The organism is Stagnimonas aquatica, assembly GCF_003730135.1.
Lineage (GTDB): Bacteria > Pseudomonadota > Gammaproteobacteria > Nevskiales > Nevskiaceae > Stagnimonas > Stagnimonas aquatica.
Genome location: NZ_RJVO01000002.1, coordinates 50,101 through 71,929, shown reverse-complemented (window position 1 = coordinate 71,929; position 21,829 = coordinate 50,101). Strand labels below are relative to the sequence as shown.

Annotated in this window: 19 protein-coding genes; 12 read left to right on the top strand and 7 right to left on the bottom strand. The window is 67.9% G+C overall.

The genetic code is table 11. The annotated features are described in order from the left end of the window. Nucleotides 1-3: 3 nt before the first annotated feature. From ED208_RS04825 to ED208_RS04805, 5 genes are all read left to right on the top strand, one after another. A complete protein-coding gene (locus tag ED208_RS04825; RefSeq protein WP_123210757.1) occupies nucleotides 4-183 on the top strand; it encodes a hypothetical protein in 180 nt (59 codons plus the stop codon). After that, on the top strand, nucleotides 176-376 hold the full coding sequence (locus tag ED208_RS04820; protein WP_123210756.1) for a hypothetical protein: 201 nt from the start codon (nucleotides 176-178) through the stop codon (nucleotides 374-376). The genes ED208_RS04825 and ED208_RS04820 overlap by 8 nt, the downstream gene beginning before the upstream one ends. After that, the gene (locus tag ED208_RS04815; RefSeq protein ID WP_123210755.1) at nucleotides 373-2,712 is read left to right on the top strand and encodes a TonB-dependent siderophore receptor; all 2,340 of its coding nucleotides are present in this window, start codon (nucleotides 373-375) and stop codon (nucleotides 2,710-2,712) included. The genes ED208_RS04820 and ED208_RS04815 overlap by 4 nt, the downstream gene beginning before the upstream one ends. Nucleotides 2,713-2,731: 19 nt before the next feature. Beyond that, entirely contained in the window at nucleotides 2,732-3,601 is an 870-nt protein-coding gene (locus ED208_RS04810) for a DJ-1/PfpI family protein (RefSeq protein WP_123210754.1), read from the top strand. A gap of 83 nt (nucleotides 3,602-3,684) precedes the next feature. Continuing rightward, the gene (locus ED208_RS04805) at nucleotides 3,685-5,730 is read left to right on the top strand and encodes a TonB-dependent receptor (protein ID WP_123210753.1); all 2,046 of its coding nucleotides are present in this window, start codon (nucleotides 3,685-3,687) and stop codon (nucleotides 5,728-5,730) included. 107 nt (nucleotides 5,731-5,837) lie between these two features. Here ED208_RS04805 and ED208_RS04800 read toward each other — a convergent pair whose 3' ends face one another. Further along, on the bottom strand, nucleotides 5,838-7,037 hold the full coding sequence (locus ED208_RS04800; protein ID WP_123210752.1) for an acyl-CoA dehydrogenase family protein: 1,200 nt from the start codon (nucleotides 7,035-7,037) through the stop codon (nucleotides 5,838-5,840). A gap of 122 nt (nucleotides 7,038-7,159) precedes the next feature. After that, nucleotides 7,160-7,966: a glutaminyl-peptide cyclotransferase gene (locus ED208_RS04795; RefSeq protein ID WP_123210751.1), complete on the bottom strand. Its 807-nt coding sequence runs from the start codon at nucleotides 7,964-7,966 to the stop codon at nucleotides 7,160-7,162. Nucleotides 7,967-8,000: 34 nt separating this feature from the next. On the opposite strand from ED208_RS04795, the gene ED208_RS04790 reads away from it, so the two are divergent. Beyond that, on the top strand, nucleotides 8,001-8,855 hold the full coding sequence (locus tag ED208_RS04790) for a YicC/YloC family endoribonuclease (RefSeq protein ID WP_123210750.1): 855 nt from the start codon (nucleotides 8,001-8,003) through the stop codon (nucleotides 8,853-8,855). A gap of 21 nt (nucleotides 8,856-8,876) precedes the next feature. On the opposite strand, the gene ED208_RS17260 is transcribed toward ED208_RS04790, so the two are convergent. Further along, entirely contained in the window at nucleotides 8,877-9,029 is a 153-nt protein-coding gene (locus ED208_RS17260; protein ID WP_158608436.1) for a hypothetical protein, read from the bottom strand. Between the two features lie 156 nt (nucleotides 9,030-9,185). On the opposite strand from ED208_RS17260, the gene ED208_RS04785 reads away from it, so the two are divergent. The 3 genes from ED208_RS04785 to fghA are packed head-to-tail and all read left to right on the top strand — an operon-like array spanning nucleotide 9,186 to nucleotide 11,967. Then, nucleotides 9,186-10,295 carry an S-(hydroxymethyl)glutathione dehydrogenase/class III alcohol dehydrogenase gene (locus ED208_RS04785; RefSeq protein WP_123210749.1) on the top strand — a complete coding sequence of 370 codons (1,110 nt, stop codon included), beginning with the start codon at nucleotides 9,186-9,188 and terminating at the stop codon, nucleotides 10,293-10,295. A 10-nt stretch (nucleotides 10,296-10,305) separates the two neighbouring features. After that, on the top strand, nucleotides 10,306-11,058 hold the full coding sequence (locus ED208_RS04780; protein ID WP_123210748.1) for an SDR family NAD(P)-dependent oxidoreductase: 753 nt from the start codon (nucleotides 10,306-10,308) through the stop codon (nucleotides 11,056-11,058). A gap of 54 nt (nucleotides 11,059-11,112) precedes the next feature. Next, nucleotides 11,113-11,967 carry an S-formylglutathione hydrolase gene (fghA, locus tag ED208_RS04775; protein WP_123210747.1) on the top strand — a complete coding sequence of 285 codons (855 nt, stop codon included), beginning with the start codon at nucleotides 11,113-11,115 and terminating at the stop codon, nucleotides 11,965-11,967. Between the two features lie 20 nt (nucleotides 11,968-11,987). On the opposite strand, the gene ED208_RS04770 is transcribed toward fghA, so the two are convergent. After that, the gene (locus tag ED208_RS04770) at nucleotides 11,988-14,630 is read right to left on the bottom strand and encodes a phosphocholine-specific phospholipase C (RefSeq protein ID WP_123210746.1); all 2,643 of its coding nucleotides are present in this window, start codon (nucleotides 14,628-14,630) and stop codon (nucleotides 11,988-11,990) included. A gap of 103 nt (nucleotides 14,631-14,733) precedes the next feature. Here ED208_RS04770 and gmk point away from each other — a divergent pair, with 103 nt between their 5' ends. Both gmk and rpoZ read left to right on the top strand, forming a co-directional pair. Then, on the top strand, nucleotides 14,734-15,372 hold the full coding sequence (gmk, locus tag ED208_RS04765; RefSeq protein WP_123210745.1) for a guanylate kinase: 639 nt from the start codon (nucleotides 14,734-14,736) through the stop codon (nucleotides 15,370-15,372). 81 nt (nucleotides 15,373-15,453) lie between these two features. Then, nucleotides 15,454-15,717, top strand: coding sequence for a DNA-directed RNA polymerase subunit omega (rpoZ, locus tag ED208_RS04760; RefSeq protein WP_123210744.1), 264 nt, complete (start codon nucleotides 15,454-15,456; stop codon nucleotides 15,715-15,717). Nucleotides 15,718-15,932: 215 nt separating this feature from the next. Here rpoZ and ED208_RS04755 read toward each other — a convergent pair whose 3' ends face one another. Genes ED208_RS04755 through ED208_RS04745 form a run of 3 tightly spaced genes read right to left on the bottom strand, consistent with a single transcriptional unit; the run spans nucleotide 15,933 to nucleotide 18,843 of the window. Then, nucleotides 15,933-16,274 (bottom strand): zinc ribbon domain-containing protein YjdM, encoded by a 342-nt coding sequence (locus ED208_RS04755; protein WP_123210743.1) that lies wholly within the window; start codon nucleotides 16,272-16,274, stop codon nucleotides 15,933-15,935. A 53-nt stretch (nucleotides 16,275-16,327) separates the two neighbouring features. Beyond that, nucleotides 16,328-18,439: an ATP-dependent DNA helicase RecG gene (recG, locus tag ED208_RS04750; RefSeq protein ID WP_123210742.1), complete on the bottom strand. Its 2,112-nt coding sequence runs from the start codon at nucleotides 18,437-18,439 to the stop codon at nucleotides 16,328-16,330. A 20-nt stretch (nucleotides 18,440-18,459) separates the two neighbouring features. Continuing rightward, nucleotides 18,460-18,843 carry a RidA family protein gene (locus ED208_RS04745; RefSeq protein WP_123210741.1) on the bottom strand — a complete coding sequence of 128 codons (384 nt, stop codon included), beginning with the start codon at nucleotides 18,841-18,843 and terminating at the stop codon, nucleotides 18,460-18,462. 142 nt (nucleotides 18,844-18,985) lie between these two features. Here ED208_RS04745 and ED208_RS04740 point away from each other — a divergent pair, with 142 nt between their 5' ends. Continuing rightward, entirely contained in the window at nucleotides 18,986-21,748 is a 2,763-nt protein-coding gene (locus ED208_RS04740; protein ID WP_123210740.1) for a M4 family metallopeptidase, read from the top strand. The last annotated feature ends 81 nt before the right edge of the window (nucleotides 21,749-21,829 follow it).

The window sequence follows — 21,829 nt, the reverse complement described above, 5'->3', positions numbered from 1 at the left end:
CCGATGCGCAAGCCGTTACTGAATACGCCGCCGCCGGGCCGGGTCCGCCGGCACCGGCTCCTGTACTGGCTGGGCTGGCTGAACCTGCTCGCCGCCGCGCTGCTGATCGCGGCGGCGGCGGCCTGGGGGCCGGCCTGGCCGCACAGGCTGTTCGAACTGCTGGGAGGATCATTCCATGCCTGATGGCTTCTTCGCCTTTGACCACTGGCCGCGCCGTGCCCGCCATGTCGCGACCTGGAGTCTGTTGCTGCTGGCCTTGTGCGCAAGCCTGTCCGCGCCGCCCGTGCCGGAATACCACCCGGTGGAAATTCGCTGGCTGCCAGTCGAGGCCGGCGCCCCGGCCGCCGATTCGGGGCGACCGCAGGTGCGGCCATGACGACCCCGAACCGGTCCGCTCGCTGGCGGCCAAACCCCGGGCTGCTCGCCGCGCCGCTGCTAGGCCTGGCGGCGATGGCCGGAGCGCAGGAGGCGGCGACCGAGCCCTCGGCTGCGCCGCTCGATAGCATTCCGGTCCAGACCGCGCCGACCGACGAGACGGTGGTGCAGTTGGAGTCAGTGGTGGTGCGCGCCGGCCGCGCGGCCGGCCCGGCCGAGCCGCTTTCCAGCGGACTCGATGGCGCCAGCCATACCCAGCCGCTGTCGATAGTCTCCTACTCCATCGAAGAGCTGATGGCCTTCGGCGCCCGCGACCAGCGCGAGGCGCTGGAGGCGGTCGCCAGCGTTATCGCGCCGGTGAGTTTCCAGTTGCAGCCGCAGGGGGCCTACAGCCTGCGCGGATTCGACGCCTACCTGTTGCGCGACGGCTTCGCCAGCTTCGGCAGCTATGGCGACCGCGACAGCCTTGCCGGCATCGAGCGCATCGACTTCGTCAAGGGGCCGGGCTCTTCGCTCAATTCCGGTGCGCTCGGCCTGCCGCCGGGCGGCGCCATCGACATCCACTCGCGCTGGGCTGGCACCCGCCGGCAGCTCAGCCTGGCGGCGGGCGGCTCGCGCTACCAGCAGCGCAACTATCTGGTCGATCTGGACTCCGGCGATCTGCTGCCGGTGCTGTCCTTGGCGCTGGCGGCGGAGCGCGGCGAGGGCGGCGGCTTCTTCGACTGGGCAGTGCTCGACCACCAGAAGGTGCGGCCCAGCCTGTCGCTGCGTGGCTTCGGCGGCCGGCTGTCGTTCTACTACGAGGATTCACGCCGCACGCAGAAGGACTATCCCGGCCTGCCCAGCACCGGCACCCTGGACAGCTCCGGCTTCTCGATCCCGGATTCGCGCAGCGTGATGGACCCGGACGTGCCGCTGTCGCACACCCGGACCCGCGCGCAGGGCGTCGATGGCCTGCTGCCGATCACTGAGTGGCTGGAGCTCAGCGCGGCGGCCCGGCAGCTGGAGTCGCAGATCGACCAGGCCGCGCAGTACGTCAGCAGCAATACCCCGGACTACGCGCCGCTGCTGCCGAGCACCTTCCAGCGCTTGTCCGGCACCTATGACGGCGAGACCGTCGAGAAGCAGGCGCGCGCGCGGCTCACCGCCCGCAGTCCGGACTGGACGCTGGCGGGCGTCGAACTCGGCCGCTGGACCGGCTGGCTCAGCTACGGCGGCGAGGACGGTCCCGACCACATCGAGCTGTACACCGGCCTGGCCGCGCCGATTGATCTTGCCGAGCCGCGCTACACGCGCTGGGCGGAGCCGATCCTGCCGTTCGCGCAGTCGGATAGCCGCTTCCATATCCGCAACCTCTCGGCCGGCCTGCAATGGCGCTACGGCGGTTGGCTCAATGCCTTCTATGGTGGCACCCGCACCCGGGCGACGGTGGATTTCCGCCAGAGCAGCGTCACTGACCAGTTGATCCGCGATCTGCTTGGCGAGGACGCGCTGGCGGCCCTGCAACCCCTGCTCGATCCGCTGCTCCAGAACCCGCTGCTACAGGGCACTGGACTGTTCGTTGACCGTCGCGACCGCTATGACCTCGCCGCCCGCCAGTACGGCCTCGCTGCCAAGCTGTGGAAGGCGTATTCCGACCAGGACGAGGACGGTCTCTGGTTGTTCTATGGTCGCGGCGAGGGACACCAGTTCCGTGCCTATTTCACCGGCACCGAGTCGCCCAAGCCGGAGCTGTCGGAGCAGCGCGAGTTTGGCCTGCGCCTGGTCAATAGCGACTGGGGCCGGCTGGAGGCGGCGCACTTCGACATCCGCCGCCGCAACGTGCCCACGCTCAACCCCAACGACCCGACCGGACTGAGCCAGATCAGCACCGGTCTGCAATCGGTGCGGGGCTATGACCTCGAGGCCTCGCTGAACGCGCCCTACCGGTTCTGGGACCGCTTCACCCTCAACGCTTCGGCGGCCTGGCTGCGCTCGCGGCTGGAGGAGGACAACAGCTATCCGGTTGGCAACCGCCTGCCCGGGGTGCCGGCGCGGCGCTGGCGCGGCCAGCTGGTTGCCGAGCTGCTGCGGGTGCCGGCGAACTTGCGGGTCTTCGGCACCTACCGCTGCCAGAGCGCCAGCGAGGGCGACCTCGGCAACAACTTCACCGTGCCCGGCCGCTGCCTGAGCGATGCCGGCGCCACGTTGGGCTGGCGCGACTTCAGCATCGACCTGGCGGTGAACAATCTCACCGATGTCCACTACTACGAGCCGTATACCTACCTTTTCAACGGCGTCATTCCCGGCGAGGCCCGCAATCTGCGGCTGATCCTGGCCTATCGCTTCCGCCACTGAACCTCAAGGACCATCGACCATGACCCGTCGCGAATTCCACCGCCGCGTGCTCGCCGCCGCCGCCGCGCTGGCTGCCCTGCCGGTGAGCCGTTTCGCCGCCGCTGCCGAAGCCAGTGCCGCCGAGCGCAGGCACTACGAAGTGATGATGAAGCTGTTCAACGATCTCGCCGGTGGCGAGAGCGCCAAGCTCAAGCAGATGTTCCCGGCCAAGCAGCGGCAGATCGCCATGCTCGCCTACCCGGGCATGTTCCCGCTCGACTTCATCATTCCGCACCAGTTGTTCACCGGCATGTTCCAGACCCAGGTGCACATCGTCGCCGAGGAGCTCAAGCCGATCAGTGCCGGACCAGGGATCGCGGTGCTGCCCACCACCTTGCCGGCGGCCTGCCCGGACGATCTGGACGTGCTGTTCGTGCCTGGCGGCTTGGACGGTACCGCCAAGCTGATGCGCAACCAGGCCATGCTCGACTGGCTGCGCGAGCGCGCCAAATCCGCGCGCTATGTCACCAGCGTCTGCACTGGCTCGCTGGTGCTGGGCGCCGCCGGTTTGCTGAAGGGCAGACGCGCGGCGACCTACTGGGCGGTGCGCGACGTGCTGACCACGCTGGGCGCCACGCCGGTGGTGGCGCGCACTGTCGAGGACGGCAAGTTCATCACCGCCGGTGGCGTCACCGCCGGCATGGACTTTGGCCTGCGGATCGTCGCCAAGCTGGCCTCGGAAAACTACGCCCAGGCCTTGCAGCTCTACTTCGAGTACGACCCGGCACCGCCATTCAATGCCGGCTCGCCGGAGACTGCCGCGCCGGAGGTGACCGCCGCCATGCGCGAGATGTATGCCGATGGCATCGCCACCCTGCGCGAGGCTGCCGTGTCCTCCGGCAAGGGTTGAGACCGGTAAGCTCGGGCAGTGGCCGCACAAGACGGCAGTCCGATAACAACGGCCCCTGGGGCATTTCAGGAGAGAGCAGTCGCATGAGTAGGCAATGGAGTGCTGAAGTCGCCGCACTGGCCTTGAGCCTGGTCGGGCCGGCCATGGCTGGCGGCGTTCCGGTGGAGCTGGACCCGGTGACCGTGCGTGCCAGCCAGACCCTGCAATCCGCCGCGCAGTCCTCCACCGAGGGCACTGTCACCGCCGAGCAGTTGGCGGAGCGGCCGATCTCGCGTGCCGGCGAGCTGCTGGAGTTCGTGCCCGGACTGATGGTCACCCAGCACAGTGGCGAGGGCAAAGCCAATCAGTACTTCCTGCGCGGTTTCAATCTCGATCACGGCACCGACTTCTACGCCGAGGTCGATGGCCTGCCGGTGAACATGCGCAGCCACGGCCACGGGCAGGGCTATGCCGACATCAACTTCATCATTCCCGAGCTGATCGGCTCGCTGTCCTACCGCAAGGGGCCGTACTACGCCGATGTGGGTGATTTCGGCGCCGCCGGTTCCGCCAACCTGCGTTACCTGGACGAGCTGCCGCGCAGCCGCGCCGAGGTCAGCCTCGGCGAGTACGGCTACTACAGCAGCCTGCTCGCGGCCTCGCCCAGCGTGCTGGACGGCAAGCTGCTGCTGGGCCTGCAGGCCACCCGCTACCAGGGGCCGTTCCAGCTCGAAGAGGACATGAAGAAGTTCGCCGGCATTGCCCGCTACAACCAGGGCAGCGCCACCGAGGGCTTCACCGCCTCGCTGATGGCCTACCACATCGACTACACCGCGCCGGACCAGATTCCGCAGCGGGCCGTGGACGGTGGCCAGATCGACCGACTGGGTTTCATTGATCCCAGCGACGGCGGCACGGTGGGGCGCTACAGCGGCGCGCTGGAATGGCGTGGCCTGGCCGAACGCGGCAACTGGCGCGCCCAGGCCTACGCGCTCAAGTACCGCATGCAGCTCTATTCCAACTTCACCTACTTCCTCGACAACCCGGACGACGGCGACCAGTTCAACCAGTTCGACGACCGCATGGTCTACGGCTTCAGTGCGCGCCGCTACTGGCTGCTGCCAACCGCCATCCCGGCTGACCTGAGTCTGGGCCTGCAAGCGCGCTACGACGACATCGCACCGGTCGGGCTGTACAAGACCCGCGCCCGCGAGCGGCTGGCGACGGTGCGCGAGGATCAGGTGCGCGAGGGCAGCGCCGGCGTCTTCCTCAGCAGCACCCAGAAGTGGACGCCCTGGTTCCGCTCCCAGCTGGGTCTGCGCGCGGATGCCTATTCCTTCGAGGTCGACAGCGATCTGGCCGCCAACTCCGGCCGCGCCGACGACGCCATCCTCAGCCCGAAGCTGGCGCTGGTGTTCGGTCCCTGGTCGCGGACGCAGTTCTACCTGAACTACGGCGAGGGCTTTCACAGCAATGACGCGCGCGGGGTGACCACCACGGTTGATCCGCTGGACCAGACCACGCCGCAGGACCCGGTCGATGCCCTGGTGAAGGCGCGCGGCGGCGAGATCGGGGTCTCCAGCGCCATCGTTCCCGGGCTCAGCATCGCGGCCTCGCTCTGGCAGCTGCACTTCGACTCCGAACTGGTCTATGTCGGCGATGCCGGCGCCAACGAGCCGAGCGGCGCCAGCCGTCGTCGGGGTGTGGAGCTGTCGCTGTACTACGCCTTGAGCGACTGGCTGGCGCTGGATGCCGACTACGCCTACGCACGCGCGCGGCTGGACTCCGAGGACGGCGACCGCATTCCCAACTCGATTGGCAGCGTCTACGGGCTGGGCCTGACCGTGCCCGATATCCGCGGCTGGAGCGGCGGTCTGCGGCTGCGCTATCTCGGCGGCGGGCCGCTGATCGAGGACAACAGCGTGCGCTCCAGGGCCACCAGCGTGGTCAATGCCCAGGTCGGCTACCGCTACCGGCAGCGCTATTCGGCGAAGTTGCAGGTGCTGAACCTGTTCGACAGCCGGGACCACGACATCACCTACTACTACGAGTCGCGCCTGCCGGGCGAGCCGGCGGACGGTGTTGCCGACACCCACTTCCATCCGGTGGAGCCGCGCGCGCTGCGGCTGACGCTGGGCTTGGAGCTCTGAGCTCGGCGATCCCTGCCGGCGCGTGCTGGCCGAGACCCAGCACCTGCGGAAATGAAAACGCCCCGTCGGCGGACGGGGCGTTGTTCAAGCCAGCCTTGCGATGAGACTCAGGCTGCCTGCGCGGCCTTCTTCGCCTCGTGCGCCTTCTTGCTGGGCAGGATGCCCATGCACTTGGCGATGATGCCGAGCATGATCTCGTCGGCGCCGCCGCCGATGGAAACCAGGCGGGTATCGCGGTAGGCGCGGGCGACGTTGTTGTCCCACATGAAGCCCTGGCCGCCCCAGAACTGCAGGCAGCTATCGGTCACCTCGCGGCCGAGGCGGCCGACCTTGAGCTTGCACATGCTGGCGAGCATGGCGAGGTCTTCCATCTTTTCCTTGCCGCCGATGTAGCGCTCGGTGGTGTCGTAGATCAGCGCGCGCAGCGCCTCGACCTCGGTCTTCAGTTCGGCCAGCCTGAAGTGCACATACTGGTTGTCGAGGATCGAGCCACCGAAGGCCTGGCGCTGGCGCGTGTAGTCGATGGTCTCGTTGATGATGTTGGTGAGGCCGTCGATGGACGAGGCGGCGCCGTACAGGCGCTCTTCCTGGAACTGCATCATCTGGTACATGAAGCCCATGCCCTCGACGCCGATCAGGTTGCGGCGCGGCACTCGCACGTTGTCGAAGAAGATCATCGCGGTATCGCTGCTGCGCATGCCGAGCTTGTCGAGCTTGGTCTTGCGGTCCACGCCCTTGGCGTCCAGCGGCACCACGATCAGGCTCTTGTTCTGGTGCACCTTGCCTTCGCTGGTGTTGGCCAGCACGCAGGCCCAGTCGGCCTGGGTGCCGTTGGTGATCCACATCTTGCTGCCGTTGATGACGTAGTCGTCGCCGTCCTTCACCGCCGTGGTTTTCACGCCCGCCACGTCGGAGCCGGCACCGGCTTCGGAAACGGCAATCGAGCAGACCATCTCGCCGGCCACCACCGGCGCCAGGAATTCCTGCTGCAAGGCCTTGGAGCCGAAGCGGGCGAGGGCGGGCGTGGCCATGTCGGTGATCACCCCGATGGCCATCGGCAGGCTGCCGCAGATGCAGTTGCCGATGGCCTGCGCGAACATCACCTCGTAGCTGTAGTCCAGCCCCAGGCCGCCGACCGACTCCGGCTTGTTGATGCCCAGGTAGCCGAGCTTGCCCATCTTCCCGAGCACTTCCCGCGCCGGCCAGATTCCGTCTTTCTCCCATTGCGGGATGTGCGGATTGAGTTCGTCCTGGACGAACTTCTTGACGTTGCGGTACAGCTCCTGGTGCTCGTGGGTAATGAGCATTTCTGGTTCTCCTCCAGAAAATCCTGCGAATTCGAGGCTCGCTTTATAGAGGGAGAACCGCTTGCTGGTCAATCCACGCTGGTGCAGTGCTGCGACGGCGGACGATCTGTGGGTAACAGTGGTTACTTTGTTGCGCCAATGCCGTCCAGCTTCAACTCGAACAACTGCGGCCACCACTTGCCGGTGACCAGCAGGTGGCGCTTCTCGGCGCGCCAGGCCAGACCGTTGAGCACCGCGCCACGGGCCTCCTGATCCGCGCTGATGCCGGCGGCGCGCTTGAGCGGCGCAAAGTCGAGCCAGCCGGTCACCTGGCCGCTGGCCGGGTCGATGCGCGCCACCCGGTCGGTCATCCAGACGTTGGCGTAGATCGCCCCCTCGAACCACTCCAGCTCGTTGAGCATCGGCACCGGCTGGCCGTCGTCGCTCACCTCGATGCTGCGTCGCAGACGGAAGCCCTCGGGATCGACGAAGTACAGCCGCGACGAGCCATCGCTGACCACCAGTTGCTGGCCATCGCTGGCCAGGCCCCAGCCTTCGCCGCCGTAGCGCAGGCGCTTGAGGGGCTGCAAGTCCAGGTCATAGACGTGGGCCACGCCCTCGCGCCAGGTGAGTTGCCAGAGCTGTCCCTGGATCAGCGCCAGGCCTTCGGCGAACTCGTTGCCGGGCAGCGTGGTGTTGCGCAGGGTCTTGCCGCTGCTCAGTTCTTTCTCGGCGATCCGCGAAGCCCCGTACTGGCCGGCGCTCTCGAACAACCGGCCCTGGTGCCAGACCAGTCCCTGGGTGAAGTCGCTGGCCTCGTGGGGATGACTGGCGACCAGTTGCCACTTCAGGGTGGGCGCCGCCGCCTGCGCCGCGCCGAAGGTCAGCAGCAGACCGAGGGCTACAATGCGCGCCACCAACCGGTGGATCTTCGAGCGAGTGTGAGTCATGGCGGGTAGCGGAAACGGCAGTGTGGTTCGCAGTATGACGGGCTTCGCCCGCGTCGAGGCGCAGGTGCCGGGCGCGCGGCTGGTCTGGGAAGTGCGCTCGGTCAACAGCCGCTACCTCGACCTGACGCTGAAGCTGCCGGAGGAATTCCGCGCGCTGGAAAGCGAGCTGCGCCAGCTCACCGCCGCCAAGGTCGCGCGCGGCAAGGTGGAGGTGGCGCTGCGCTACACCATGGACGCCAGCGGCCAGAGCGCGCTGAGTCTGGATCAGGACCGCCTGCTGGCGGTGCGCTCGGCGCTCGACGCGGTGACCGAGGCCCTGGGTGCGACCAGCGTGCCGGACCCGATGCGGGTGCTGGGTTTCCCCGGCGTGCTGCGCCAGGAGGCGCCCGACTTCGCGCCCTTGCAGGCCGAGGCGCTGAAGCTGTTCGGCCGCGCCCTGGTGGAATTCAGCGCCGCGCGTGAGCGCGAGGGCGCGCGCACTGCCGGCTTTCTGCACGAGCGTGCTAACGAGCTGGAGAGCTACGTCGCCAAGGTGCGCGAGCGCGCGCCGCTGGTGCGCGACGCCTGGCTGGAGCGCCTGCGCGCCAAGGTCGCCGATCTGGGTGTGGAGATCGAGCCGCAGCGCCTGGCGCAGGAGGCGGTGATGGCCGCGCAGCGCCTGGACGTGGACGAGGAGCTGTCGCGCCTCGGCAGCCATCTGGTCGAACTGCGCGCCGCGCTGGCCGGCAAGGAAGCGGTCGGCCGGCGCCTGGACTTCCTGATGCAGGAGTTCAACCGCGAGGTGAACACCACCGGCTCCAAGTCGCAGGACGCCGAGATGACCAAGTACGTCGTCGAGATGAAGGTGCTAGTCGAGCAGATGCGCGAGCAGGTGCAGAACCTGGAGTAGCGGTTTCTCGCCGCCGATGCCTCAGCGTGCCGAGCGCGCGGGGCGCAGGATCACGCCGTAGCGGCGGCCGATGTCGGCGGGTTGCAGGCCGCGACATTCGCGGACGATCTGGCGCAGGGCCAGGCCGGTTTCGTGGTGGACGCGGTAGATGGTTTGGCGGCGCTGGCTGGTCATGACCCAACTCCTGGCTTGGGGAAGTGCGGTAACTGTCGGCCGATGCGCGCGAATCCGGACCGGCCTCGGGGCAAGCGGTAGTGGCGCGGCGATGGGTGGAGGCCGGGGTATCTAGTACCCTTCGCGGTATCGCCATTTTTCGTTCAGGAGCCCACCATGGATGTCCGCGCCGCCGTTGCCTTCGAGGCTGGTAAACCGCTGTCTATTGAGACCGTGCAACTGTCGGGTCCGCGCGAGGGCGAGGTGCTGGTCGAGATCAAGGCCACCGGCCTCTGCCATACCGACAAATTCACGCTCAGCGGCGCCGACCCGGAAGGCCTGTTTCCGGCCATCCTCGGCCACGAGGGCGCGGGGGTTGTCGTCGAGGTCGGGCCGGGCGTGAAGTCGCTGAAGAAGGGCGATCACGTCATCCCGCTGTACACGCCGGAATGCCGCGAGTGCGACTACTGCACCTCGCAAAAGACCAATCTCTGCCAGAAGATTCGCGGCACGCAGGGCAGGGGCCTGATGCCGGACGGCAGCTCGCGCTTCAGCTTTCAGGGCCGGCCGGTGCTGCACTACATGGGCTGCTCGACTTTCGCCAACTACACGGTGCTGCCGGAGATCGCGCTGGCGAAGATCCGCGAGGACGCGCCCTTCGACACCGTCTGCTACATCGGCTGCGGCGTGACCACCGGCATCGGCGCGGTGATCTTTACCGCCAAGGTCGAAGCCGGGGCCAACTGCGTGGTGTTTGGTCTGGGTGGTATTGGCCTCAATGTCATCCAGGGGCTGAAGATGGTCGGCGCCAACAAGATCGTCGGTGTGGACATGAATCCGGCGCGCGAGGCGATGGCGCGGCGCTTCGGCATGACCCACTTCGTCAATCCCAAGGACGTGCAGGGCGATCTGGTCGCGCATCTGGTCGAGCTGACCGGTGGCGGCGCCGACTACAGCTTCGAGTGCATCGGCAATGTGCAGGTGATGCGCCAGGCGCTGGAGTGCTGCCACAAGGGTTGGGGTGTGAGCACCATCATCGGCGTGGCGCCGGCGGGCGCCGAGATCGCCACGCGGCCGTTCCAACTGGTCACCGGCCGGCGCTGGATCGGTTCTGCGTTCGGCGGCGCCCGGGGCCGCACCGACGTGCCGAAGATCGTCGACTGGTACATGGACCGCAAGATCAACATCGACGACCTCATCACCCACCGCCTGAAGCTGGAGCAGATCAATGAGGGCTTCGAGCTGATGGCGCGCGGCGAGTCGATCCGCAGCGTGGTGGTCTATTGAGCACAGGCGCATGACTGCCGGGCCCGGGTTGGCGCTGGTCACTGGTGCCGGGCGCGCGGAAGGTCTCGGCTACGGCCTCTGCGCGGCACTGGCGGCGCGCGGCTACCGGGTGCTGCTGGCGGCGCGCGATGGCCATGCTGCCTCGGTGCTGGCGGCACGGCTGTGCGAGGAGGGCGGGGTGGTGGTGCCGCTACCGCTCGACATCGCCGATGCCACTTCGGTGGCTGCGGCGGCGGAGCACATCGGCAGCCAGTACGGCGGCCTGCGGCTGCTGATCAACAACGCTGGCATCGGCAACATCGCCAGTGGCGCTCCGCGTGGTACGCGTCCCGCCAGCGCCGATCTCGGCGCGGCGCGGCGGATGATGGAGGTGAACCTGTTCGGCACCTGGCAACTCAGCCAGGCCCTGCTGCCGCTGTTGCGCGCCGACGGCCGGGGCCGCATCGTCAACGTCAGCAGCGGCGCCGGCAGCTATGGCGATGCGCGCTTCGGGCTTGCGGCTGGCAATGCCATGGGCCCGGGCTATGGCTTGTCGAAGCTGGCGTTGAACGGCCTCACCGCGCTGCTGGCGGAGGAGCTGGCCGGCAGCGGCGTGCTGGTCAATGCCGTCTGCCCCGGCTTCACCGCCACCTTCGAGGGCGCGCTGGCGATGGGTGCGCGGCCGGTGGCCGAGGCGGTCGAGGGCATTCTCTGGGCCGCCGAGTTGCCGGACGACGGCCCCAGCGGCGGCTTCTACCGCGACCGGGTACGCCTGCCCTGGTGAGTGGCGGCGCCACTGCTGCCACACTATGTCCATTCCCTGTTACCCGCGGTCCGCATGAGCGCCAGCGCCTACACCACCCGATCCACCCACGCCTGCTTCGGTGGCGTTCAGGGCTTCTACAGCCACGCCTCCGGTAGCACCGGCACGGCCATGAACTTCGCGGTCTACCAGCCGCCGCAGGCGCTGGCCGGGGCGCGGGTGCCGGCGCTGTACTACCTCGCCGGACTTACCTGTACCGAAGAGACCTTCGTCATCAAGGCCGGCGCCCAGCGTCTTGCCGCCGAACTCGGCCTGATGCTGGTGACTTGCGATACCTCGCCGCGCGGCCTGAACCTGCCGGGCGAGGCGGAGAGCTGGGACTTTGGCCTGGCCGCCGGCTTCTATCTGGACGCGACGGTCGCGCCCTGGGCGCCGCACTACCGCATGGGCAGCTACGTCAACGCCGAGTTGCCGGCCCTGATCGAGGCGCACTTTCCGGCCTTGCCCGGTCGGCGCGGTCTGTTCGGGCACAGCATGGGCGGCCACGGCGCGCTGGTCAGCGCGCTGCGCCATCCGGGTGTCTGGCAGTCGCTGTCGGCGCTGGCGCCGATCAGCCATCCCAGCGCCGTGCCCTGGGGGCAGAAGGCCTTTCGCGGCTACCTCGGTGACGATCCGGCGGCCTGGCGTGCCTACGATGCCTGCGAGCTGCTGAAGGCCGGTGCGCGCTTCCCAGGCCCGGTGCTGGTCGATCAGGGGCTCGGCGACCAGTTTCTAGCCCAGTTGCAGCCGGATGCGCTGGAAGCCGCCGCCCGCGACGCGGACCAGCCGCTGACGCTACGCCGCCACGCCGGCTACGACCACGGCTATTACTTCATCCAGACCTTCGTCCACGACCACCTCGCGCACCACGCCCGGCTGCTCAAGGACTGAGCGGCTGCGGTCGGTGCCGCTCAGTGATTCGCCGGCGGTGCGGTCTCCTCGCAGGGCGACTCGTCGAGGGCACGGCGCGCCAGCGCTGCGGCGCCCAGCGCCGCGAGCGCGGCCTCTCCAAGTGCACCCCCGTAGCGGCCCTCGTGGCCTAGTCCTGGCGCCGGGTCCGGCGAGGGCAGTTGCGCGACGGTCTTGGAGCGGAAGCCGACGTCCAGCGCGCCGACACGGATTCGGCTCAAGGCCTCGGTCGCCAGCGTGCTCGCGGCGCGATGCCGCAGCCGCAGCGACTGTCCGGCGCAGACCGGCGGCGCGTCGGCGACCCAGGGGCCGCCGTCGAGGCTGAACTCAGTGCCTGGCCCGGCCTGGATAGGCAGATAGCCGCTGTAGCCACCCAGCACGGCTTGCGCGGACTCCACGGCCTCTCCGGGGAGCGCCTCCAGCCGGTCGGCAAAGCTGAACGCGGCCACCGCCTGCGGCGCGCCCATCTCCGGGTCGCTAGTGCTGGCACTGCCATTCTCCAGATGGCCCGCGAGCCGCCGCAACAGGCCGCCGGGGCCGCGCACGGTGAAGTCGTACCAGCCCTCGCTGGCATCCAGTTCGAAGATTTTCTCCTCGCTCGCGCCCGGTGCCAGTCGCAGCGGCCAGGGGCCATCGTTGCGGTGGGCGGCGGCGGTGATGACGCAGTCGGCCGGCGTGCTGCCGCTGTTGCGCAGTGACAGGCGCAGCGTCCGCGTCGCCGGCTCGAACTGAGTGTGGATCTCCACCGCTGCCGAGTCGGCACTGCCACGGAACAGCCGGTGGAAGCCATTGGCGCCGAGCACCCAGAGATCGTAGAGGCCGGTGGTGGCGTCGAAAGCGGTCCAGTGGTCGGCGAGCGTCTTGCCGGCCTCGACCGTGTAGCGGCGCGGGATGTCGCTAAGCCGATAGCGGTCGTAGACCTGGAACACCGCGCCGGCCTCGCCGTGATTCTCGAATTGCAGCTCCAGCCCGTCGGCTGCCGCCTGTGCCCGCACCTCCAGACGGTAGGGCAGAGCCCGCGCCGGCCGGCTGCCCGGTGCTTGCACCGGTAGGCTCTGCGCGTCTTCCGCTGGCGGCTCGACATAGGCCTGGCTGGACTGTTGGGCGTATTGCAGGACGGCGCCGAGCAGGTTGGTACTCGGCAATTCGCGCACGAAGCTGCGGTCGTCGTTGGGGTTGGCGAAGTCGAAGGCGCTGCTGAGATCGCCCATCACCGCCCGCCGCCAGGGGCTGATGTTGGGTTCCATCACCCCGAAGCGCTGTTCCAGGAAGCGGATCACCGAGGTGTGGTCGTGTACCTGCGAGTTGACGTAACCACCTCGGCTGAACGGCGAGATCACCAGCATCGGTACTCGCGGCCCCGGCCCGTAAGGCTGGCCGTCGCCAGGCTCCAGATTGGTGGCGTTGGGCACGTTCATGTAGTCGCGGCTGGTGTCGACCGTGCTCTTGCCGGCGTAGCCACCGTCCGGCAGCGGTGAGGGCGGGCAGGGCGGCGGCAGGTGGTCGAAGTTGCCGTCGTTCTCGTCGTAGTTGATCAGGAACACGGTCTTCGCCCAGGTGTCGGGGTTGGCGGTGAGCGCGTCCAGCACTTGGCTGATGTAGCAGGCGCCGAGCGAGGGCGGGCCGCCACCGGGATGCTCGGTAAAGTTCTTTGGTGGCACCAGCCAGCTCACCTGAGGCAGGGTGCCGGTCAGCGCCGCCAGGCGGAAGTTGATGAGGGGATCGACCAGATAGCCCGGTTCGGTCTTGCCGATGCCCTTGTAGAGCGGCTCGTAGAGCGGCGAGTCGGGGTTGTCGTGCAGGGCTTCGACATAGTCGACCGGCGGCAGGGTCGCGGCGTCGCTGTAGCTGGCGAGGTTGCCGTTGTTGATGCGGCCGTAGGCATCGCGGTAGGCCTTGAAGCCGGACAGCGGATTGTCGGTGAAGTTGTCGGGCAGAAACTGATACACCTTCCAGCTCACGCCGGCGGCCTGCAAGCGCTCGGGATAGGTGGTCCAGGTCAGGCTGTTTTCCAGCGGCGTGCCATTGAGCGTGTCCCAACCATCGTTGTTGACCACGCACATCTCGGCGCCCTCGCTGCGTGCGGTGGTGCCACGGTTGGTGCCGGTCCACAGATGGATGCGGTTGGAATTGGTGCCGCCCGGCAGCGCACAGTGGTAGTGGTCGCAGAGCGTGAAGCTGTTGGCCAGTGCCGTGTGGTAGTCGAGGTCTTCAGGCTTGAGATAGCCCATCGAGACATCGTTCTTGGCCACTGGCCAATGGGTCATCCGGCCGTGGTCCCAGGCGTCGTGGGCATCACCCCAGGAGTGCGGTGTACCTACCACCAGGCCGTTGCCCTCGCGGCTGTCGAGGTAGTACGGCAGCACCGTGCGGCTGGCGTTGCGCTGCACCAGCATCGACTCGCCGTTGTAGCGCGGCAGCATGAAGCGGTCGCCAAAACCGCGCACGCCCTGCAGCAGACCAAAGTAGTGGTCGAAGCTGCGGTTTTCCTGCATCAGGATCACCACGTGCTGCACATCTGTGATGTCGCGGTTGACGACCTTGGCCGGGATGCTGAGGGCGCGGGCGATGGAGGGCGGCAGCAAGCCAAGGCCGGCACCGTAGAGGCCAGCGCGTAGAAAATCGCGACGATCAAGCGTGCTCATACGGAGTTTGCGGTGAACGAACGGTCGTCCAGCATCCCAGGCGCTGATGAAATCCGCGTGTCAGTGGCTGCCGCCGTCGCGGGCAGTCCGCGATAATCGCGGCATGAATGCGTCCACCCCCGGCAATCTCTGGATCGTCTCCGCCCCGTCCGGCGGCGGCAAGACCAGCCTCACTCGCGCCCTGCTGCCCCGGCTCAAGGGCCTGGGCGTGGAGGCGGCGATCTCGGTCAGCTACACCACCCGCGCGCCTCGCCAGGGCGAGGAGGAGGGGGTGCACTACCACTACGTCGACGAGGCGCGCTTCGTCGGGATGATCGCGGCCGGGGACTTTCTCGAACACGCCCATGTCTTCGGGCGCCGCTACGGCACCGGGCGCGAGCGCACCCAGGCGCTGCTGGCGGCGGGCGTCGATCTGATTCTCGACATTGACTGGCAGGGCGCCCGCCAGGTGCGTGCCGCCATGCCCGAGGCGCGCAGCCTGTTCATCCTGCCGCCCTCGCGCGCCGAGCTCGAGCGGCGTCTGCGTGGCCGTGGCACCGACAGCGATGCGGTGATCGCCGCGCGCATGGCCGAGGCCACCGCCGAGATGAGCCATTACGCCGAGTACGAACACTTGCTGGTGAACGCCGACTTCGAGACCGCCTGCGCCGAGCTGACCGCGCTATTCCTGGCGCCGCGCCTGGCTCGCGAGGCGCAGCAGCGGCGCCATTCCGACCTGATCGCCGACCTGCTGCGCCCCTAGCCGCGCGAGCCTGCTGCTGGAAAAACCAGCAGTACTCGGCTATCCTTCGCGGCCTTGTCTGCACCACTCAATGAGGTTTTCATGGCCCGCGTAACTGTTGAAGACTGCCTGGCCCAGATCCCCAACCAGTTCCAGTTGAGCCTCGTGGCCGCCAAGCGCGCCCGCCAGCTCGCCCGCGGCGCCGAAGCCCATCTGCCCTGGGGCAACCACAAGTCCACGGTGCTGTCGCTGCGCGAGATCGCCGAGGGTTACGTTACCGAGAGCGTGCTCGACGAGCAGGAGCTGCCGGTGATCCAGGCCCCGAAGATGGAGCTGGAAGCGCTGGACCCCTCGTTCGACCTCTAAGCGTCGAGCGAATCAAAAAAAGCCCGCGACTGCGGGCTTTTTTGTTGCTGCTGCCGGATGGGCTCCCGGTGTCTGGCCGGGGCTTGTGTCTCGACTGCCCGGACCCCACCGGCGCTACGCGCCACCTCCCCTACGCGTAGGGGAGGCAACCGCCCATGCCTCCCCTGCATGCAGGGGAGGTGGCGCGTAGCGCCGGTGGGGTGCGCCGCTACGCCTCAGGCCTTCTTCAGGTACTGCGACTTCAGCATCATCGGCGTGCCATCGACCTTGCAGTCCACGTCATGGTCGCCGGACACCAGACGGATGTTCTTGATCTTGGTGCCCTGCTTGATGACCAGGGATGAGCCTTTCACCTTCAGGTCCTTGATCAGGGTCACCGTGTCGCCGTCCACCAGCACATTGCCGACGGCGTCCTTGACGATCTTTTCGGCTTCAGCGTCTTCGGCGGGCGCCGCCACCGGCCATTCGTGGGCGCAGTCCGGGCAGATGTAGAGCTCGCCGTCCTGATAGGTGTTTTCCAGGGCGCAGACTGGGCAGGGAGGGGGAGTGGTGGGCATGGGCGCGTCCTTGGCGAATGGGGGCGCGAGTGTAACCACTGGGTGCCGCGCGTTCAGACCTGCGCGTACTTCTCGACATCGCCGACCCAGCGGCGGATCAGCAGTCGCGCCAGCTCGGGCTGGCTGTCCAGCCACTGGTCGGCGAGCTGCTGCAATTCCGGGATCAGCGGCGCGTCGCGCTGCGGATCGGCGAGCTTGAGCCCGATCACGCCGGTCTGGCGCCGCCCCAGCAGCTCGCCGGGGCCGCGCAGCTCGAGGTCTTTCTGGGCGATCTCGAAACCGTCGGTGGTGCGCCGCAGGGTATCGAGTCGGGCGCGCCCCAGTTGGCCCAACGGCGGCTGGTAGAGCAGCACGCACTGGCTCTCCACCGCGCCGCGCCCGACGCGGCCGCGCAACTGGTGCAACTGCGCCAGGCCGAGGCGCTCGGCGTTCTCGATCACCATGATGCTGGCGTTGGGCACATCGACGCCGACCTCGATCACCGTGGTGGCCACCAGCAACTGCGTCCGGCCGTCCTTGAACGCCGCCATCTGCGCTTCCTTCTCGGTGGGCTTCATGCGGCCGTGGACGAGGCCGATGTGCAGCTCGGGCAGGGCCGCGCGCAGTTGCGCGGCGGTGGTTTCGGCGGCCTGGGCTTCCAGCTCGTCGCTGTCCTCGATCAGGGTGCAGACCCAGTAGGCCTGCTTGCCCTGGCGGCAGGCCTCGCCGATGCGGGCGGTCAGCTCCGGGCGCCGCTCGTTGACCAGGGCGACGGTGGTGATCGGCGTGCGCCCGGGCGGCAGCTCGTCAATGACGCTGACATCGAGATCGGCATACAGCGTCTGCGCCAGGGTGCGCGGGATCGGGGTGGCGGACATGATCAACTGGTGCGGGCTCAGGCCCGCCGGGCCCTTGTCGCGCAGCGCCAGACGTTGCTGCACGCCGAAGCGGTGCTGCTCGTCCACCACCACCAGGGCCAGTTTCGCGAAGGCGACGTTCTGCTGGAACATCGCATGGGTGCCGACCACCAGGCTGACCTCGCCGGCGGCAATCGCGGCGAGGGCGGTGTCTTTCTGCGACTTCTTCAGCTTGCCGGCGAGAAAAGCCACCGACAGGCCCAGCGGTGCCAGCCAGCGGCCGAGATTTACCGCGTGCTGCTCGGCCAGCAGTTCGGTGGGCGCCATCAGCGCCGCCTGGTAGCCGGCGCGGGCGGCGGTGAGCAGGGCGACGGCGGCGACCACGGTTTTGCCGGAGCCGACATCGCCCTGCACCAGCCGCAGCATGGGCTTTTGCAGCAACAGGTCCTGCGCGACCTCGGCCAGCACCCGCCGCTGGGCGCCGGTCAGCTGGAACGGCAGCGCTGCCTGCAAGGCCGCCTGTGCAGCGGCAAGGTTGGCCAGGCGCGGCGCCGGGCGGGTCTTCACCTGGCGGCGCAGCAGACGCATGCACAGTTGATGGGCCAGCAACTCCTCGCGCAGCAGCCGGCCCTGTGCCGGGTGTCGTTGCGCCATGAGCAGGCGGGCGTCGCTGTCGGCCTCCGGCTGGTGGATCAGCCGGAGAGCGCTGAGGCTGTCGGGCAGCGGCAGGCCGGGCAGATTCAACAGCAGCGAGCGGTCGCGGGCGGCGAGCTCCAGCGCCTGCTGGATCAGGCCGCGCAGCTTGGTCTGCGAGAGGCCGGCGGTAAGCGGATAGATCGGCGTCAGCCGCGCCTCGGTGGGCAGGTCCTCGGCGCGCTCGGCGACCCGGTATTCCGGGTGCACCATCTCCATGCCGCCGACACCGCCGCGCGGGCTGCCGTAGGCGCGCAGCCAGCGACCGGGCTGCAGCGCCGTGCGCTGCGCCTCGTTGAAGTGGAAGAAGCGCAGCAGCAGGCTGCCGCTGGCGTCCTCGATGGAGACGCGGAGGGTGCGGCGCTTGCCGGTGAAGCCGACTGCGGCGGCGCCGATGCGGCCCAGCACCAGGGCGTCTTCGCCGCCCTTGAGCTGGCCGATGGGGACGGCCTGGCGGCGGTCCTCGTAGCGCAGCGGCAGGTGGAACAGCAGGTCCTGGATGGTCTCGATGCCCAGGCCGTGCAGCACGCCGCCCAGGTAGGGGCCGGCGCCGCGCAGGTACTGCACGGCGCTGTGCAGACCGACCGCAGCACCGGCCGACTTTGGGGCGCCGCCTTGGCTGCGTGCTGTGGCCACGCGCGCGGGCGCGGCTCCGGCTAGTCGAGCACCAGGATGCCGTCGGCTTCGATGCGCGAGCCGCGCGGCAGGCTGGCGATGCCGATGGCGGCGCGCGCCGGGTAGGGCTGCTGGAAATACTGGCCCATGATCTCGTTGACCTTGGCGAAGTGGCCGAGGTCGGTCAGGTAGATGTTGAGCTTGACCAGGTGCTGCAGGCCACCGCCGCTGGCCTTGGCGACCGCCGCCAGGTTCTTGAACACCTGGTGGATCTCATCCTCGATGCTGGCATTGGTCAGGGCCATGCTGACCGGATCGAGCGGAATCTGGCCCGAGAGATAGACCGTCTTCCCGACCTTGACGGCCTGGGAATAGGTGCCGATGGCGGCAGGGGCGTCGGCGGTGTGAACGATTTCGCGGCTCATGCGTTTAGGAATCTGTTTTGTCAATTAAAGGTTTACGCAGCATTGGCATTCATCGGCGGGGCTAGCCGTGGCAGAGAACTTGCTTCAGGCTAGCCCCAACACGACAGCTACGTCAGTTGTCGGCAACTTCATTCGGACCACTATGAAGAACGCATTTACTTTACGCGGTATCAGCCGTTTCAGCGCCGTGGCGCTGATGACCTTGGCCGGCGCGGCGCAGGCGATTCCGGAGCGGCCGGCTTCCGGCCCGGTGGAGTTGCTCGCCCGCCTCAACAGCAACACCCAGGGCGCGCTGCTGAATCATTCGCTGCCCGACAGCCTGTACAACACCGTGCACAGCACCGGCAAAACGCCGCTGCTGGTCGACAACCCGGCCGCCGACCCGGTGGAGCGCGCGCAGTTTTTCCTGTCCATCTACGGCAGCCTGGTCGGCGCCGACAATCCGCTGAACCAGCTCGGTTCGCGGCGTGTTTCCAAGGACCGCACCGGCGTCACCCATGTCCATATGGATCAGGTCTCCCAGGGCCTGCCCGTTTTTGGTGCGCGGCTGGTGGTGCACATGGATGGTAGTGGCGTCCGTGGTGTCAACGGCGTGTTCGTTCCGGGCCTGGATCAGCTGTCCACCACGCCGAAGATGTCGATCGGTGACCTGCGCCAGCGCGCCATGGCCGCCGGCGCCAAGATGTATCCGGGCAAGGCACTGAAGCTGGAATCCAGCCGCCTGATGTTCTACCGCACCGGCCTGCTCAAGGGCGTCCCGGGCGAGAGCTACCTCGCCTACGAGGTGATCCTGACCGGCGGCACCCTGGCCTACCCGATCAAGGACCGGCTGATCCTCGACGCCAACCGTGGCACGGTGCTCAACCGCATCGACGAGATCCACACCGTCCTCAACCGCGAGATCTATTTTGCCAATCAGGACCTGCCGCCGTTCTACACCGAGGGCAGTCTGGGCGCACCCAGCGACATCCCCCTGGTGGGCGACGTCGGCAGCGACCCGACCTCGCGCATCCCGCGCCTGCCGGTCGATAACCTCTACATCTTCGCCGGCGGCACCTACGAGCTGTACAAGAACCTGTTCGGCCGCGAAGGCTACGACGACGGTTTCATTGATCCGGCCACCGGCGAGTTGCGCGCGCAGGTGCAGAAGAGCGTCTACCTGATCAACGAGCAGTGCCCGAACGCCTACTGGAACGGCGACTCGACCAATTACTGCCCGGCGTTCGATGCCGACGACGTGGTCAGCCACGAGTGGAGCCACGCCTACACCGAGTACACCCACGGGCTGGTCTACCAGTACCAGTCGGGCGCGCTCAACGAAGCCTATTCGGACATCTTCGGTGAGACCTACGACCTGGTGAACGGCATCGAAGGGCCGCTGGGCGTGACCTTGACCGAAGGCGATTACTTCGAGAACGGCGGCAGCCGCTGGGTGCTGGGCGAGGACTTGTCCGAAGTCGCCGCTGGCCTGCTGCTGCGCGACATGTGGGATCCGGACAACTTCGGCGTCAACGTGCCGCTGCTGGGTATCCAGATTCTCGCGACCCCTTCGCCGGGCAGCGTTATCACCTCCGAGAACTACTACTGCAGCACCGGCGACAACGGCGGTGTGCACACCAACTCCGGCGTGCCCAACCACATGTACGCGATGCTGGTGGACGGCAAGGAGTTCAACGGCGTCACCATTCCCAAGATCGGCATGACCAAGGCCGCGCACATCTACTTCCAGGCTGAAACCCAGTACCAGACGCCGACCACCAACTTCGCGCAGCACGCCGACGCCCTGCTGATGTCCTGCAAGGATCTGATCGGCAAGCCGCTCAACGACGTGCTCGGCAAGGTTTCTGACGAAGTGATTTCCCAGGCTGACTGCGACGCTGTCGAGCTCGCCAGCAAGGCGGTGGAGCTGCGTCAGAACCCGAAGGAAAAGTGCGGTTACACCACCGTGCTGAAGCCGGAAGCCTCGACGCCCGCGCTGTGCCCGACCGGCAAGTTCGTCACGCCGAGCTACAAGGAAACCTGGGAAGCCGGTGCGATCCCGAGCGGCTGGACCACCAGCAAGAACATCACCGGCGACTACGATTCGCCGACCTTCGACTGGTCGATCAACTCCGACCTGCCGGCGCCGCATACCGGTAAGGCCTTGTTCGCTCGCAACGACGGGGATGGCACCTGCACCTCCGGTGGCGATGCCTCCGGCTCGATCCGCGCCGACTCGCCGGAGTTCACGGTGCCGGATAGCGCCAGCTTCCTGTCCTTCACCCACTTCATGCAGTCCGAGCAGGGCTTTGACGGCGGCAACCTGAAGTACAGCACCGATGGCGGCAACACCTACGCCATCGTCCCGCAGGATGCCTTCACCTACAACGAGCACACCGGCGTGTTCGGCGACGGCCCGCTGCTGCCGATCCCCGACCCCATCGGTCTGCCCGGCAACGGCAACAACACCAGCCCGCTGGCGGGTGAGGCGGCCTGGACCGGCGCCGATCAGGGTGAGGCCACCGGTAGCTGGGGCACCACCATCGTCGATCTGGCCAAGCTGGGCCTGGCCAAGGACGCCAAGGTCAAGTTCCGCTGGGAGTTTGGTCAGGACGGCTGCGGCGGCAATCTGGGTTGGTTCATCGACGACACCCAGGTCTACTACTGCGGCCTGACCGATCCGGGCACCGGCAGCAGCTCGGGCGGCAGCAGCTCCGGTGGCAGCACCAGCAGCGGTTCGTCCTCCTCGGGCGGTAGCACCAGCAGCGGTTCCTCGTCCGGCGGCAGCACCAGCAGCGGCTCGTCCTCGGGCAGCAGCGGTGGTTCCTCCTCCGGCAGCAGCGGTCGCTTCGGTGGCGGCGCCTTCGGCTGGCTGGCCTTGCTGCCCCTGTTCGCGGCGGCCCTGCGCCGCCGCCGTTGGCACTGAAGACGGATCGGAGACGCCGGCGAGTCCATCGCCGGCGCGCTCTCCGGTAGCGCAGTATCCGAATCCCGGGGCGGAAGCGCC